Raw genomic sequence first — 15013 nt, 5'->3', positions numbered from 1 at the left:
ATATTTTAACTAACAGTTAGCGCAAGAATTTATAACCCCGATTCACGACTTCTCCATCCTTATATGCGGAATATCATCCTCCAAATATTCTTCGCCGACCGCAACAAATCCGTGGCTTTCGTAAAATTTCTTCAGGTATAATTGGGCCGATATCGTAATCTCGTCCGTTGAGAAATGGCTTTTTATCGCCTTGATCGACTCTCGCATCAAATCGTGTCCGAGTTTCTTATCGCGATGTTTAGGCGACACGATCACGCGCCCGATCGACGATTCCTCGAAATAATCGCCTTTTCCGAACAAACGCGCATAAGCGGCGAGTTCTCCGTCGAGTTCGCCCAAAACGTGCAACGCTTTCGAATCCTTTCCGTCGATGTCCTGATACACGCAGTTTTGCTCGACGACAAAGACTTCGCTCCTCAATTGCAACACTTGGTATAGCTCGTTTAAAGAAAGTGCCTCAAACGGCTTTATTTTCCATTTTAATTCCATGCTTATTTTTTCTTGGTGAAACGCACCGATTTGAGCATCGCCTCGAGTTCGAACATCAAATCGCGTTTCTCGCGTGATGGCGCATAACAAAAACCTTCGATGACAATATACCGGTTCTTCGCGCCATCGTAAATACAATAATTCAAAAACGGCCCCGACATGAAATCGTTGTTGAGCTCCCAGTTTCCACGGGTTTCGAGCGCGGTCCGTCCGTCGAGTTTTACGGTGGCGAAATAGGGCGCGTATGAATTCTCGGTCACCATCTCGGTATTGCGTTTCGTGCCGTGGATGTAACGCTTCCCGATCGAGTCGCGGCTTTTCACGATATCGTTCACGGTCAGGTCGCGTCCGAAGCGCGAGGCCGGAACTTCGTACGCAATAACGCTCATGCTGCCGCTTGTGATTTCCTTCTTAAACCACAAAAAACGTCGGCGTTGCATCACGATCTTGTAATCCTGCGGGATGTCGAGCGCGATCTTGAATTTTTTGTCGAGGCTTTTGTCGTTCGGAAGATGTTTGCTGAGCTGCTGTTGCGCCTGTCGGATTTCAGTCGCGCGGATTTTTTGGATGATCGTCGGGTAATTCTTCTCGATCGTGTCTAAAATCTGCGCGGTCGTCTTGCCATGGATGTACACGACGTTCTGCGGTTTGGTGAATTGATCTTCGCGGATCTCGTAGTACGGTTCGCCTTTTTTGATCACGATGATGTTGCGGCTGTCGGTCATGTAACCCTCGAAAAGCTTCACCGGATATTGGTTGATCGTGAACAGCGGTTCTTCCTGAGGCAACCCGATCACGGGAGACGCAAACTTATTGCGCAGCGAATCGCCGATCTCGCCTTTCCAAAGCTGATCGTCGATGATTATCGAAACCTCGTTGATTTTGGCCGATGTGGCGCTTTTGTCGACTTTCTTATCGCAGGCTGCAAACGCAAACGGCAGTAAAAGCAATAAAAAAAGGGCTTTTTTCATGGAAGTGAATAAAGCCCTAAAAGTAAGAATATTTTTGATTAGCCGTTTATCTTAAGCTTCATCCCCGGTTTGAGGTTGTTCCCGCTGATCCCGTTCCAACGTTTGATGTCGCTCACGCTGACACCCGATTTCTTCGCGATGCTGAACAACGAGTCGCCTTTTTTCACGTAATAATGTTCCTCGGCTTTCTTGGAAGCTTCAGCCATTCTATCGCGTTTCGACGGTTTTTCGACCGATGCGACGTCGTTCTTGATTTCAGTTTTACCGACGACGAGTTTCGCTCCTATCAACACATTATTGTCCTCAAGGTTGTTCCACTCTTTCAATTGGTCGAGCGAAATGCCGTTTTTCTTGGCGATCGTGCTCAAGTTGTCGCCTTTAGCCACGACGTATTCCTCGTTCTTGAATTGCGGTTCTTCGTTTTTAGCCACTTCTTCCTGACCGTTCAAGAGATCCGAAATTTTAAGCTTGCTGTCAAGTTTCACCGTATTTCCTGACAGGTTGTTCCATTTCTGGAGTTGCTCAGGAGTCGTGTTGAACTTGCGTGCGATCGCAGCCAGGTTATCGCCTTTTTCCACGATGTAATACTGTGGCGCATTTTGCGCGATGGCGGTCGTCGTATCGGGTTTTTTAGTGGTTTCGGCCACAGCGGTTTCGATAGTTTTAGGCTCCGATTTCTTCTTCGGCGCAACGGCAACCGATTCTCTCGTCACGATTCTAAGGTTTCGTCCAAGAGGCGCGACGCTTTTTCTAAGGCCGTTCCATTTCTTGATGCTCGTGATCGAAACGCCGTATTTGTTCGCGATCTCACCCAAACTGTCGCCGCGACGCACTTTGTGGTAATGCGTTTTGGTTTTGGTCACGTAACCGTCTTCGGCATCTTTGTCCTTGTTGTATTTGGTCGAATCTTTAGACGCCACAGCACTTTGGACCGAACTGTACGGACGTTCGCGTCGGCTGGCTTCGTGGGAAACGTAGGCGTAGATTTTTTCTTCGTTCGATGTGAAGATCGCCATCTTATCGTTCGGCAGACGCAGATAATGCGCTTTATCGTGATACGACGGAACGACGTTCATCTTGTACGACGGATTCAACAGTTGCAATTGCGCAACCGGAATGTCGAGCAGATCTGAAAGCTGCTTGAACGAAATCTGCTGGCGCACCATAACCGTGTCGGTCTCGAAATGCTTGACGAGCGCGCGGTTCGGGACGATTCCGTGTTCTTTGTGATATTCGTAAATGTACATTGTGGCAAGGAACGCCGGAACGTAGCCAGCCGTTTCCTGCGGCAAATGCTTGCGGATGTTCCAGAAATTCTGTTGGCCTCCAGATCGGCGGATCGCTTTGGCGACATTGCCCGGACCCGAGTTGTACGAAGCAAGAACCAAATCCCAATCGCCGAAGATTCGGTACATGTTCGCCATGTATTGGGCCGCGGCCTCACTCGCCTTCAATGGATCGGAACGTTCGTCGACATACGAATCAATGCCAAGATTATATTGTTTCCCGGTTTGGTACATGAACTGCCAAAGACCGGTCGCTCCTACTCTCGAAACGGCTTTCGGATTCAACGCCGACTCCACGATCGCAAGATATTTGATCTCGAGTGGCACGTTGTATTTCGCGAGCGCTTCTTCAAAAATCGGGAAATAATACTCCGAGATTGCCATGAGGCGTTCGTACGAGCGTTTGCGGTTTTTAAGGAAATTCTTGGTCAGGTTTTCAAGTCCCGCATTGTATTCGATGTTGAACGGAGACTTGGAATCCATCTCCTTGAGGCGTTTCTTGAAAAGCTCGGTCGACCAACCTTCGTCGTAATCCACCTTTTTGTCGAGGTCGATGTTCTTGATGTCGTTCGAAAGGTTGTCAAAAAGTTCGAGATTGGTAAGCTCTTTCATCCAAAGACTGTCAACACATGCCGCCATGTTGTCGTACACGAACGTGGATTTGATGGAGTCTAGATAAGAGCGTTTGATTTCAGGTTGTGGTGTTGCCTGGACTTGTGCGACTTCTTGTGCGGACACAGAAGCTGAAAAGGCTAACAGTAAGGAAAATGTGGCATTTTTTAAAGTCATTCTCTACGTTTTTTTAGCTTCGGAAACGCCGGAAATCCTGTGCGTTCGTGGCTTCAATTCGTGATTCGTTTTTTGAAATTTTGGGGCAGTCTCGCAACGAAGCGATGTACAAAATGCTATGGAACAAACATTTGTGTTTTTGCAAACATAATGATTGTATAACAAAATTCAGTAATGATATAACGCCAATTTGGCTTTTGAAGTATATTTTTTAACATTTTCATCAACAATCGAGCTCAAAAACTCGCGATAGTGCAAATTTTTGAGCCGAATTGTTTTGATGAAATTCTACGATTTATTCTTCGATCGCAGCGATTCCGGGAAGTGATTTTCCTTCAAGCATCTCGAGCATCGCGCCTCCGCCTGTAGAAACGTAACTCATCTTGGGTTCGAGCCCGAATTGTTTCACGGCCGAAACCGAATCTCCGCCTCCAACAAGTGAAAAAGCGCCGTTTTGAGTAGCTTCGGCAATATAATTTCCGAGTTCGATCGTTCCATTGGCGAAGTTCTCCATCTCAAAAACGCCAAGCGGACCGTTCCACAAGATTGTTTTCGATTCGAGGATTACTTTTTTGAAGTTTTCTAGCGACTTCGGCCCGGCGTCGAGACCTTGCCATCCGTCGGGAATTTTATCGACGTCGACGATCTTCGTATTCGCGTTGTTATTGAAATCATCGGCCGCAACGACATCGACAGGAATATGGATCTGGACGTTTTTCTCCTTCGCTTTCTTGAGGATTTCAAGTGCGAGGTCGAGTTTGTCCAATTCGCAGATCGAATCCCCGACTTCTCCGCCTTGCGCCTTGATGAACGTATACGTCATTCCGCCGCCCAAAATCATGTGGTCGACCTTGTCCAAGATATTTTCGATAACGGTGATCTTGGTCGAAACTTTCGATCCGCCCAGTACCGCAGTCACGGGTTTTTTGCTGTCTTTCAACACTTTGTTCAAGCTCTCGATTTCCTTGGCGAGCAACGCACCGAAGCATTTCTCGTTCGGGAAAAACTTCGCGATGATCGTCGTCGAAGCGTGTGCGCGGTGTGCGGTTCCGAACGCGTCGTTCACATAAATGTCACCCAATGACGCGAGTTCTTTGGCGTAACCTTCGTCTCCGGCTTCTTCTTCAGGATAAAAACGTAGGTTTTCGAGCATCAGGACTTCTCCGGGTTGCAGATCTTCGGCGGCTTTTTTGGCGACTTCGCCTCTTGAATCCTCAGCGAATTTCACTTTCACGCCAAGTATTTCCGACGTTTTGTCAAGGATATGTTTTAGCGAATATTTGTCCTCTTTCCCTTTCGGGCGACCCAAATGCGACATCAAGATCGCGCTCCCGCCGTCTTTCAAAATTTTATCTATCGTCGGTTTTGCGGCTTCGATGCGCGTGTCGTCGGTAACTTTGAAATTCTCGTCGAGCGGCACGTTGAAATCGACGCGGATCAGCGCTTTTTTATCTTTAAAATCGAAATTGTCAATAGTTTTCATATAATCTTGTTTAAGAGGAAACGCAAATATAGGTTTTCGGCGCCAATTGAAAAAGCCTTCAATCTGAGTAGGTGCAGACCGAAGGCATTCCGTAGTGGTATGAAATAAAATTGAGTTACTTCACGAGCATTTTCCTGCTTTGCGTGAAAGTTCCGTTGTGGTCCTGGACGCCTATCGTAAACACGTAATGTCCTGGCGAAAGGCCGTATTCGGTGCGGTTTACGCTGATCTTGTTCGCTCCGAAATTAAAATTGTATTGTTTCGTATGCCCGATTTGTGTCCCATTCAGATCGTAAAGCGAAAAACTCACTTTCGAATTGCTTTCAAGGATAATCGGGATCGTGGTCGTTCCGTCGAAAGGGTTCGGGTAATTTTGCCCGATGATCGCATTCTGTCTTTTATCGAGCCTGAAATCAGGTTTGAGACGGCTTGAAGAAGCAGCGGACGTCACTTCCAATTCTGCGCAACCGACGCTCTTTTTCGCTGTAATCTCCCGTTCCATATTCGTACTTTGAATTCGTTACAAATGAATCGAAAACTATCCGAAATGAAAACTTATTGAGGTAAAGCGCGAAATTTCTGCGGTAAAAAAATGCCCGAAAACGAGATAGTCAACCAACTGCGATTTCCAGTATCAAAATAATCGCGTTTCCTGAAAGCGCTTCGAAATCAACATCTTCCGATTCGCGAACTGTTAAGGCGTCGCGCGCCTCAAGCCACCGATCCGCGAATTCGAACGCGCCGTTAATCACAAAAGCGAAGATACCGTTCGATGGATTTTGAGTTTTGAAAACGCATTCCTGACGTGCGTTGAAAATTCCGATGAAACCGTTCGTGGCATCGGTTTCGAAAATGGGTTGCAGTAGATTCCGACTGTCGGAAATCGCGGTTTTGGAAATTCCGCTTTTTAATCGCGCCTTTATTTCGACGACGAGAAAATTTATCTGCTGATCGTCGTACGGATTCACGATTGAAAAACTGTTCGTGCCTGAAAATCGTAAGATCTCGCCCGTAGAAATCAGCGTTTCCTCGTTGTTCGCATCACAAAATGCAAGTGCGCCGATCATCGGAATTATCAAAATCACCAAACTTTGCTCGCCCGAATACAATTTGGAATGCGCCGGCGCGAGCGTCTCGTCGTTCACGGCTTGCAAATTTCCGAACGGCTTTCGCGACGCGTCGAAAAAGTCTTCGGAATTGAAAATGGAAAGTTTTCGATGCCAACTGTTTTCAAACTTGAATCGGCTGATTGCCGTGTAAATCTGCGCTTTCACGACGGCAGTTTTTGGATGGAATACACGTTCAACCCGTGTTGCATCGGAATAAGCAACGTTTGAATTTCGGCTCCTTTTTGAAACGCGTCCCTATTTTCAATATTTGAAACAATGAAATTTTGAGCGATTTCACTTGTTAAAATCATCGGTTTCGATATAAATTCGAGTGCTACGCGATGTTTCGACTTTTCTTCAAAATCCGAATCGAGAATTTTCAACGCGAACTGGTTCAAATCCAGTTTTTCATCGTTCGCATCGACAATTACGGGAATTTTTCCACCGAGTTGGCTGAGCAAAGGATAAACTGACGGACTGATCCTCGAATGGATTTTCTCGGCATCGGGCGCGTTTTTCAAGAAATCGGCGAAATTCGCAAAGGCGCTGAAGTCTGGATAATTCTGGACCTGCAACCGATATTCGAACCAGCTCGCCTCAAAAACAGCCTTGTCCCAAGCCGATGTCGAATCGGAATCGATGACTCGCTTATACGAAAATCGGACGATCGCCTCCATCACTCGCCTTTCTGGATGGCCGCGAGAAAATCCTTTTCGTAACTCGCCGAAATCGGAATTTCCTCATTCCCGATGTGCACGATCTTGTTGCGGACCTTGTCGATTTTTGACATCGGAACTATGAACGATCGGTGGATGCGCATGAATTCGGCCGACGGAAGTTTCTCTAAAATCGCTTTCATCGTCATGCGCGCCACAACGGTTTTTTGGTTTTGGATGTGTATTTTCAGGTAATCGTCCAGACCTTCGATGAACAAGATGTCGGCAATCGGGATCTTGACCAGGCTATAGTCGGCCCGGATAAACAAAAACTGCTGTTCCGCATTCTGGTTCTGATAATTGTATTGTGCCTTGACTTTTTCAACGGCCTGCGTAAATCGTGACAGCGAGAACGGTTTCATGATGTAATCGACGGCGTTCAGGTTGAAACCTTCGACAGCAAATTCGGAGTAGGCGGTCGTGAAGATCACCATTGTCTTATGTGGCAGATTTCGGTAAAAATCGATGCCCGAAATCGACGGCATGTTGATGTCGAGAAACAACAGATCCACGGGAAATTTGCGCAAATGCTTCATCGCTTCGTCGGCTTTCGTGAACGATTTCTGCAAATCGATGAAGTCGACCTGCGAGCACAGCGCCTCGAGCACTTGAAGCGCAGGCGGTTCGTCGTCTAAAGCAATGGCCTTTATCATAGATCAAGTGTGAGCGTTACCGAATAATTTTCGTCGTCCTGGCGAATGTCGAGCGTGTGTCGGCCCGAATACAGCATCTGCAGCCTCTCGGTGGTATTTGCCATGCCGATTCCGCCTTCGTTGTGTACCGAATGGACTTTCTTGTTGGCCACGAAAAGCGTCAGGTGCGATCCAACGATGTCGATGCTGATATGAATTTCGGAATTTTCATCGGGATTCACACCGTGTTTGAACGCATTTTCTATGAACGAGATCAAAATTAGCGGCGTGATCTGTTTCCCGTAAGGCGCGCCCTGGGAAACGTATTCGATTTTCACCGTGTCGCCCAAACGCGATTTTTGTAGCGCGATATAGTTCTCGATGTAGTGGATTTCCTTTTCGAGCCCGATCATGTTGCTGTTCGCGTTACTCATGATGTAGCGCATGAGTTCCGACAATTGCACGACCGAATCGGCGGTGCGATCGTCCTTCCTGATTGCCAAAGCGTAGATACTGTTTAGCGTATTGAACAGGAAGTGCGGATTGATCTGTGCTTTGAGCAGCGACAGTTCGGCTTCCATCCTATCGCGTTCCGATGCCTGGAGCCGGCGTGCACTTGAAAGGAACAAACTCGCAAGAACGCCGGTCAGGAAAATCAAGATCGTGTGCGCGTTTTCGTTGGGTTTCATCGGCATGAAATCAGGACCCGGCGGGTTTCCGAAATTCGGACGACGCATTCTTTCTCCAATGGGCGGTTTCGGCCCGTTTCGCATTCCCATCGGCGGTCCCTTTGGTTGCCCGATGATTACTTCATTTCCGGGCAAATCCTTCAATATCGCGACTTCGGGTCGGTCAAACAGAAACGCCATAAACACGAAAAAGCCAAGGAAAACCGTGAGGATCGCGAAGTAAATCGTTTTTTGGTTCGAGTAGTAAAGTCTCGGGATCAGGTAGCAGTAATTCAAATAGAAAAACAACAACAACGAAAAGTAGACCGCAAAGTAAACGCGATCGTGGCCGTTGCCGTACAAATTTGGAATGCGCATGAATGAACCCGAAGCCGTAAAAATATACGGCAACAGCAAAAACGCTACGCAAAGGCAAATGTGCGTGGCATAAAACGCAAAGTTTCTCTTGGCAAAATATTTCATTCTGCGAGCGAAAGTAGTCGTTGACATTTCCCTGTTAAAATTAAAGCGGTAAATTACATAATTCCTGCGGAGTACCACAAAGCTTAACCCGCGGCCGTTGCAACATTGCCCAATTCCGCTATCTTTGCTCCTATGCAGTTTTCACAAATCCTGGCTCAGGAACATTTGAAAAGCCATCTCGTAAAGAGCGCCGCCTCAGGCAGGATCCCGCATGCACAGCTGTTTGTCGGGCCTGAGGGAAGCGGAACATTGGCGATGGCCGTGGCGTATGCGCAGTTTATTCTGTGCAACAATTCGGGCGATGAAAATTCGGGCGGAAACGACGCCTGCAATCTAAAGTTCGAGCATTTCCAACATCCCGATCTGCATTTCGTGTATCCGACGGTTACGACCGAAGACGTCAAAACCAAACCCAAAAGCCTTGACTTCCTGCAGGAATGGCGCGAGTTCATGAAAACAAACATGTACGGAAGCCTTTTCGATTGGTACAAAATGCTCGGCGTGAAGAACAAACAGGGCGAGATCCGGGTTGAGGATGCGCAGGAAATCGTTAAAGCGCTGTCGCTCAAGGCCTACGAAGGCGGTTACAAAGTCATGATCGTTTGGATGGCCGACAAGTTAAACATCGCCGCCTCGAATAAAATCCTAAAACTGCTCGAGGAACCCGAACCGAAAACCGTTTTCATCCTGATTACTGAAAACGAAGAAGATATTTTACAGACGATCCGTTCGCGTTGCCAAATGCTGCAATTCAACGCGTTACCCGAACAGGTGATCGCCGACGCCTTGGTTTCACGCGAAAATATGGTCCCGAGAGATGCTCTGCGAATGGCGCGCCAAGCCCAGGGAAATTTCAACAAAGCGCTGCATTTGAAGCACGAAGACAGCGAGGATACGCCTTTCGAGGAATGGTTCGTGATGTGGGTTCGCGCTGCGTTCCGCGCCAAAGGAAACGCCGCCGCGATCAACGATCTGATCCAATGGAGCGAACAAATCGCATCGTTGGGTCGCGAAACGCAGAAGAAATTCCTGTCGTTCTGCATCGACATGTTCCGACAGGCGCTACTGCTCAATTATCAAGCGACGCCACTCGTCTACTTCGAGCCCAAAGTCGACAAGTTCAAACTCGAAAATTTCGCGGCTTTCGTGAACGACAAGAACATCAATGAGATTTTTTCCGAACTTTCGGATTCCATTTATCACATCGAACGCAACGGGAACGCGAAAATAATCTTGACCGACCTTTCGATAAAACTGACACGTCTCATCCACAAAAAATAACCAAATGAACTACGCATCAATTCTCATCCTGCTTTTTTTGGCCGTGACTTTCATCCAATCGGGCTACGACAAAGTGTCTGACTGGAAAGGCAACGTGGGCTGGCTTAAGGAACATTTCTCGAAAACATTTTTGGCCAAAAGCGTGCCCGCGGCTTTGTTCATCATCTTGGCACTTGAATTGGCGGCAGGCATTTTTTGCGTCGTCGGAAGCATTCAATTGCTCACCAACGGCGAACGCTCGTACGGATTTTACGGAGCCGTATTTTCGTGCATCACGTTGATTTTTTTGCTTTTCGGGCAACGCATCGCCAAGGATTACGATGGCGCGCGAACGATCGCGATTTATTTCATTCCGGCTGTGATGGCCGTGTATTGGCTCGGATAAGTTGCGAATATTGAACTCGATCGCCATCTTGAAAACACGGTTCATTTTATGTTTTCTGCTTTTCCCTATTTTGACGTTCGCGCAAAAAGGAATTTCTCTTGGACGCGGCATCCTCGAAATTGATTTTCGGAAATTTCCGACATTGGAATTTCACTCGGACACTTTAAGACCCGCCGGGAAAAAGATCCGTATAACAAAAAACAAACAAGGCGATTTTTCAATTCAAGACGAAAAACAGAACCGAACCTGGTTCAATCCCGAAGGCCTTTGGCTCGACTATAGTATTTTCATCCTTCGCGTCGATGAAAAAATCGGGAATTGGTATCGCGTTTATGTCGATAACAAAAAGGGAACGACGCTATGGATCAAGGCCGGAAAGACCGGAAACTTTATGTCTTGGCCCGAATTTTTACAGACCACGACATCGGTTACGAAAAATAAGGAATTTAATCTGGAAATAAAATCCGGTCCGAGCGATACGTCAAAAACCATCAGAAATTTGGAACAATCCGATTGTTTTGAAGTCCTCGAAATCAAAGGCGACTGGCTCAAAGTTCAACCCAACGAGACTTTTGATTGCGACGAAAGTGAACATCCAATAAAATCCGGTTGGATCAAATGGAACATAAAGAATCGACTTTCGGTAGATTACGGTTTAAGTTGCTAGTTTTATAGAATGTTTTTCGTTGGACAAAATGTGCAACCAATATGCCTGACTTCCTAAGCCGATGCAATCGTCGCGCGAAATAACTTAAGTTCATCCCAAGTAAATTCGTCCCCATATTTTTCCTTCAAGGTTCCGACCGCATCTTCAGGATTGAACCCGATGAAGATTTCGGCGAGTGCGTCAATCCTGTCCTGAGGCAATACGTCGGCGATTGAAATCGTCTCACTTTCAATGAGTTTGGCCAAATGTGAATTGATGGTTTGCTTGGTAAGTTTGCGTTGCTCTGCAATTTCCTTGACCGACATTTGCTGTTGCCACAGTTCGTACGTTTCCTGGACGGTCGTTTTCTTGGGTTCTTTCTTTTCTTTTTTCTTCGACGGATAACGCTCCACAATGATTTCATCCTCAAGGAGTTCGCCGTGTGTTTCCTTATACGTTTCGCGTATTTTCGACATCTTGTCCTCGCGGTAATTTCGGATTTCCGGAACATCGAGCTTTTCCTTCGACATTTCTTCGCCCGCGAGCACGATGTCCATAAAACGCCGCATCTTAAGCAATCGCAGCACGGCTTTGGTTTGTTCTTCTTCGAGATCGAGCAGTTCCGAGAAAAATTCCTTTGCTTTCTTCCTGCGTTTGACTTCTTCCATCTTGAGCAGCAATTCTAGAACGAGCTTGTCCATCGGGAGGAAAAAGTATTGCAAGGCCGCGTCGATCCTGGCCGAAACAAATTCCATATCCGGATTTTCGACGTTGAATAAACGATCGAGCTGGATCGTGAATTTCGCGGCCGCATCGAGCATCGTTTCGAGCGTTTTGTACTGCTTTTCGGCCCATATCTTGTGTTTCGATTTCTCGGACGTCCCGATTTCCTGCGTATAACCGAATCTGTGGTTGCGCCACTCCTGGGCCAGATCCTGCCAATCGAAACTGTCTTTCAATACGTTGCGGATGAAATTTTTGCTTTCGTGCTTGAACGAATGTTCCAAAAAGTCGTTGTCGGCGCGGTTCGACGCATATTCCATTACGTCGCGGTCGTTCTCGAGGCCGTTCATTTTTATCTCAGAAAGCAAAATAAGGCCGTTTAACGAGCGAAGTCGCGAAAAAGCAACGTAGGCTTGTCCGGGCTGGAAAATGTGCGTCACGTCGAGCGCAGCCTTGTCAAACGTTAGGCCCTGGCTTTTGTGGACGGTGATCGCCCAGGCGAGTTTGATCGGATAATGCACGAACGTGCCAAGGATTTCTTCCTGGATTTCCTTCGTCGTAGGATTCACGAAGTACCTAATGTGTTGCCATTCATAGCGTTCAACGGGAATCGTGCGGTTTTCTTCGGGAAAATGAACCAGGATTTCCTCATCCGACAACGCGCTCACGAATCCCGTTTTCCCGTTGAAGAATTTCTTTTCTACCGACGAATCGTTCTTTACGAACATGACCTGCGCCCCGACTTTGAGCCTGAGCGTTTCATCTATAGGAAAAATCTTATCCGGAAAATCGTCGGTAATTTCGGGTTTGTACTCGTATGTTTTCGAATCAAGCACTTCGAGAGCCGCAAAATTGATCGCATCGGCCTTGGCATTGTGCGTCGTAAGGGTGATGAAACCCGGATTTTCGCGCAAATTGAAATCGGGTTTGACGAAAGTGTTCAACACCGCGATGTCTTCACGTGAAACAATGTTGTTCCGCAGATTGTTGAGAATGTTGATGAACGCGTCATCGGTCTGCCTGTAAATCTTCGTGAGTTCGATGTACAACGGCGGATTTTTCTGCACTACCTGCGAATGAAAAAAGAATTTCCCGCGGTAATATTTCCTGAGCGTATTCCATTCTTCGTTCTTGATCACGGGCGGCAATTGCAGCAAATCGCCGATGAACAAGACCTGCACGCCACCGAATGGCGCGTTTTTCTTGCGAACCGACTGCAACATAAAGTCCATCGCGTCAAGCAGATCGGCGCGCAACATACTGACTTCATCGATGATCAGCAGTTCCATGTTGCGAATCACCGATTTCTTGGTCGCGTTCATTCGGAAATGCCTGCGCAGACTGTCGCGCGTTTCGAATTTTACCGTGTCTGAAAACGTCGGCGCCGTATAATCGGGGATAAAGCCGGCAAACGGAAGTTGAAACATCGAGTGGATCGTCACGCCGCCCGCGTTGAGGGCTGCGATTCCCGTCGGAGCGACGACGACTGTGTTTTTGTGCGTCGTCTTGATGATTTCCCGCAGCAGCGTCGTTTTTCCGGTTCCGGCTTTCCCGGTGAGAAAAATCGAGCGGTTGGTTTGATTGATAAAACGTAAAGTATAGGCGGCGGCTTCAGACAGATGGTTCATTTTGGCGTGTATTGACGAGATGGAAAATTACGAATATTTCGGCAAGCTATTGATTTACAACAATAAAAAATGCTTCCCGGATAGAGAAGCATTTTTCATGTACATTTTCAAAAATTATTTTTTCTCTTCGGTCGCAGGAGTCGCGTTTGCTTCTTCAGTTTTCGGAGCTTCTTTCTTATCGCCTGCTTTGTATTTGTCGTTCAAGGCCTTCAACACGTCTTTCGTAATGTCGTATTGATCTTTCGCGTAAAGGATTGAAACGGCTTCACCAGTTCCGAATACGTAGTCGTACCCTTTTTCCTTGCCGTATTCCTTGATGTATTTTTTTACTTTGGTCACAAGCGTGTCCATCTCGACACCGCTTTCCTCCTGCAATTGGCGCAACATTCCTTGTTGGGCGTACTGCAATTGTTGTTGTCTTTTTTGCAACGGACCGCTGTTTTGCTGCGCCCAGATTTCACCCAATTGACGCGCTTTTTGTTCGAAAGCCTGTGCGTCGGCCTGAAAACGAGCCGCTTCAGCTTTAAGTTCCTTGCCCATTTCGTCGGCTTTCGACTTGTATTTGGCATCGATGTCTTTCGCCTCGGTATAATCTTCCATCAACTTCGATGTATCGACGTAAGCCGTTTTGAATTGTGCCGTCTCGGCTGATTTGTTGCAAGAAACCATCGCGATCGCGATTGCAAGTATTGCCAATGTCTTTTTCATTCTATGTTTATTTTCTGGTTTTAAAAAATCTGCGTAAAAGTATAAAAATTAGTTGACGGGCAAAGGGTTGAAATAAAATTCAAGCCTTGCCACGACTATTGGTTTCGAATGACGTAAATAAGCGAAGAAAACTCGCCTGTTTTTCTAGCTTTCATATTGGATTTCAAGCCATTAAGAAACGCCGACACGGGTTTCATGCCGCCTTTTTTATATTTCTCCGACAAAAGACTCACGTAAAACGCGTCAAATGGCATCGGAAGCGTTTTTTCAAGTTTCAAACCGTTCTGTGCCGATAATTTTTCGATCGATGTCTTCGAGAAATGCCACAAGTGACGCGGAACGTCGAACGCCGCCCAATGTTCGCCATATGTTTTTGCGTCTTCAGATTTGAAATTCGGAACGGCGATCAAAATGACGCCATTGGGTTTTAGCAGACGTTTCAATTCGGCAAGTTGCTGCGACGGATTCGGAACATGTTCCAAAACGTGCCACATCGTTATCGCGTCGAAGGATTTGGCTGGATATGTCTCGGTCGCGTCTGAAAATGAAACACCTTTTGAAACTGCGATAGATTTCGCCTTTTCACTTGGTTCGATTCCCGATACCTTCCAACCATCGGATTTTGCAACCGCCAAAAAATCTCCGGTGCCAGCACCGATGTCGAGAAGATTTCCTTTCGAGGATTGAAGTGAATTGACAAGCTTCAACTTATTCTTAAGTGCAATTTTCTTTACAAAGTGATAAACTTTTTCAAAAACCGAACGCTTTCCATCCGTATGTGAAATATAATCGTCGCTTTCGTAGTACGATGCAAGTTTTTCGCCCTCAGGTTTTGGAAATGTATAGAGTAAATCCAAGTCGGTATCGTGATACAATTTGAATTGTTCGCCTGAAACCGAGTGGTCCTTGACTTCCAAAAATAGCTTGTCGTTGTTGGTGTTTGTCATATAAACTTAAAATAAAATCGCCCAATCATCGGCAATCCCTTTATTCATGGGCTTTCACCCAATTCGTTC

Annotated in this window: 15 protein-coding genes; 3 read left to right on the top strand and 12 right to left on the bottom strand. The window is 46.7% G+C overall.

The features are described from left to right. Nucleotides 1-42: 42 nt before the first annotated feature. From EOO50_RS03830 to EOO50_RS03790, 9 genes are all read right to left on the bottom strand, one after another. On the bottom strand, nucleotides 43-489 hold the full coding sequence (locus tag EOO50_RS03830) for a GNAT family N-acetyltransferase (protein WP_290838067.1): 447 nt from the start codon (nucleotides 487-489) through the stop codon (nucleotides 43-45). Nucleotides 490-491: 2 nt separating this feature from the next. Next, nucleotides 492-1460: a DUF4837 family protein gene (locus EOO50_RS03825; RefSeq protein ID WP_290838065.1), complete on the bottom strand. Its 969-nt coding sequence runs from the start codon at nucleotides 1458-1460 to the stop codon at nucleotides 492-494. A 38-nt stretch (nucleotides 1461-1498) separates the two neighbouring features. Beyond that, nucleotides 1499-3535, bottom strand: a complete 2037-nt coding sequence (locus EOO50_RS03820; RefSeq protein WP_290838064.1) for a LysM peptidoglycan-binding domain-containing protein — start codon at nucleotides 3533-3535, stop codon at nucleotides 1499-1501. A 295-nt stretch (nucleotides 3536-3830) separates the two neighbouring features. Then, entirely contained in the window at nucleotides 3831-5018 is a 1188-nt protein-coding gene (locus tag EOO50_RS03815) for a phosphoglycerate kinase (RefSeq protein WP_290838063.1), read from the bottom strand. Between the two features lie 115 nt (nucleotides 5019-5133). After that, nucleotides 5134-5520, bottom strand: coding sequence for a T9SS type A sorting domain-containing protein (locus EOO50_RS03810; RefSeq protein ID WP_290838061.1), 387 nt, complete (start codon nucleotides 5518-5520; stop codon nucleotides 5134-5136). 109 nt (nucleotides 5521-5629) lie between these two features. Further along, nucleotides 5630-6292 carry a hypothetical protein gene (locus EOO50_RS03805; RefSeq protein ID WP_290838060.1) on the bottom strand — a complete coding sequence of 221 codons (663 nt, stop codon included), beginning with the start codon at nucleotides 6290-6292 and terminating at the stop codon, nucleotides 5630-5632. Beyond that, nucleotides 6289-6804 (bottom strand): hypothetical protein, encoded by a 516-nt coding sequence (locus tag EOO50_RS03800; RefSeq protein ID WP_290838059.1) that lies wholly within the window; start codon nucleotides 6802-6804, stop codon nucleotides 6289-6291. The genes EOO50_RS03805 and EOO50_RS03800 overlap by 4 nt, the downstream gene beginning before the upstream one ends. Then, nucleotides 6804-7496 (bottom strand): LytTR family DNA-binding domain-containing protein, encoded by a 693-nt coding sequence (locus tag EOO50_RS03795; RefSeq protein WP_290838058.1) that lies wholly within the window; start codon nucleotides 7494-7496, stop codon nucleotides 6804-6806. Before EOO50_RS03795 ends, EOO50_RS03800 begins: the two co-directional genes overlap by 1 nt. Further along, nucleotides 7493-8653, bottom strand: a complete 1161-nt coding sequence (locus tag EOO50_RS03790) for a sensor histidine kinase (protein ID WP_290838056.1) — start codon at nucleotides 8651-8653, stop codon at nucleotides 7493-7495. Before EOO50_RS03790 ends, EOO50_RS03795 begins: the two co-directional genes overlap by 4 nt. A gap of 105 nt (nucleotides 8654-8758) precedes the next feature. On the opposite strand from EOO50_RS03790, the gene EOO50_RS03785 reads away from it, so the two are divergent. Genes EOO50_RS03785 through EOO50_RS03775 form a run of 3 tightly spaced genes read left to right on the top strand, consistent with a single transcriptional unit; the run spans nucleotide 8759 to nucleotide 10959 of the window. Then, complete coding sequence (locus tag EOO50_RS03785; protein ID WP_290838055.1) at nucleotides 8759-9907, top strand: DNA polymerase III subunit delta'; 1149 nt, start codon at nucleotides 8759-8761, stop codon at nucleotides 9905-9907. A gap of 4 nt (nucleotides 9908-9911) precedes the next feature. Further along, on the top strand, nucleotides 9912-10292 hold the full coding sequence (locus EOO50_RS03780) for a DoxX family membrane protein (RefSeq protein WP_290838053.1): 381 nt from the start codon (nucleotides 9912-9914) through the stop codon (nucleotides 10290-10292). Between the two features lie 28 nt (nucleotides 10293-10320). Continuing rightward, nucleotides 10321-10959, top strand: a complete 639-nt coding sequence (locus EOO50_RS03775) for a hypothetical protein (protein WP_290838052.1) — start codon at nucleotides 10321-10323, stop codon at nucleotides 10957-10959. Nucleotides 10960-11012: 53 nt separating this feature from the next. Here EOO50_RS03775 and EOO50_RS03770 read toward each other — a convergent pair whose 3' ends face one another. From EOO50_RS03770 to EOO50_RS03760, 3 genes are all read right to left on the bottom strand, one after another. Beyond that, nucleotides 11013-13289: a helix-turn-helix domain-containing protein gene (locus EOO50_RS03770; RefSeq protein ID WP_290838051.1), complete on the bottom strand. Its 2277-nt coding sequence runs from the start codon at nucleotides 13287-13289 to the stop codon at nucleotides 11013-11015. A gap of 114 nt (nucleotides 13290-13403) precedes the next feature. Next, on the bottom strand, nucleotides 13404-13997 hold the full coding sequence (locus tag EOO50_RS03765; protein WP_290838049.1) for an OmpH family outer membrane protein: 594 nt from the start codon (nucleotides 13995-13997) through the stop codon (nucleotides 13404-13406). 95 nt (nucleotides 13998-14092) lie between these two features. Next, entirely contained in the window at nucleotides 14093-14944 is an 852-nt protein-coding gene (locus EOO50_RS03760; RefSeq protein WP_290838047.1) for a class I SAM-dependent methyltransferase, read from the bottom strand. Nucleotides 14945-15013: the final 69 nt, after the last annotated feature.

The sequence above is a fragment of the Flavobacterium sp. genome, from assembly GCF_004211145.1.
Classification (GTDB): domain Bacteria; phylum Bacteroidota; class Bacteroidia; order Flavobacteriales; family Flavobacteriaceae; genus Flavobacterium.
The sequence above is the reverse complement of the archived record's forward strand: the minus strand, read 5'-3'. Positions and strand labels throughout refer to the sequence as shown.

What these genes read in the sequence shown, in the direction of transcription:
- EOO50_RS03830 (WP_290838067.1), bottom strand. Translation starts at nt 489, where the DNA reads ATGGAATTAAAATGGAAAATAAAGCCGTTTGAGGCACTTTCTTTAAAC.
- EOO50_RS03825 (WP_290838065.1), bottom strand. Translation starts at nt 1,460, where the DNA reads ATGAAAAAAGCCCTTTTTTTATTGCTTTTACTGCCGTTTGCGTTTGCA.
- EOO50_RS03820 (WP_290838064.1), bottom strand. Translation starts at nt 3,535, where the DNA reads ATGACTTTAAAAAATGCCACATTTTCCTTACTGTTAGCCTTTTCAGCT.
- EOO50_RS03815 (WP_290838063.1), bottom strand. Translation starts at nt 5,018, where the DNA reads ATGAAAACTATTGACAATTTCGATTTTAAAGATAAAAAAGCGCTGATC.
- EOO50_RS03810 (WP_290838061.1), bottom strand. Translation starts at nt 5,520, where the DNA reads ATGGAACGGGAGATTACAGCGAAAAAGAGCGTCGGTTGCGCAGAATTG.
- EOO50_RS03800 (WP_290838059.1), bottom strand. Translation starts at nt 6,804, where the DNA reads ATGGAGGCGATCGTCCGATTTTCGTATAAGCGAGTCATCGATTCCGAT.
- EOO50_RS03795 (WP_290838058.1), bottom strand. Translation starts at nt 7,496, where the DNA reads ATGATAAAGGCCATTGCTTTAGACGACGAACCGCCTGCGCTTCAAGTG.
- EOO50_RS03790 (WP_290838056.1), bottom strand. Translation starts at nt 8,653, where the DNA reads ATGTCAACGACTACTTTCGCTCGCAGAATGAAATATTTTGCCAAGAGA.
- EOO50_RS03785 (WP_290838055.1), top strand. Translation starts at nt 8,759, where the DNA reads ATGCAGTTTTCACAAATCCTGGCTCAGGAACATTTGAAAAGCCATCTC.
- EOO50_RS03780 (WP_290838053.1), top strand. Translation starts at nt 9,912, where the DNA reads ATGAACTACGCATCAATTCTCATCCTGCTTTTTTTGGCCGTGACTTTC.
- EOO50_RS03770 (WP_290838051.1), bottom strand. Translation starts at nt 13,289, where the DNA reads ATGAACCATCTGTCTGAAGCCGCCGCCTATACTTTACGTTTTATCAAT.
- EOO50_RS03765 (WP_290838049.1), bottom strand. Translation starts at nt 13,997, where the DNA reads ATGAAAAAGACATTGGCAATACTTGCAATCGCGATCGCGATGGTTTCT.
- EOO50_RS03760 (WP_290838047.1), bottom strand. Translation starts at nt 14,944, where the DNA reads ATGACAAACACCAACAACGACAAGCTATTTTTGGAAGTCAAGGACCAC.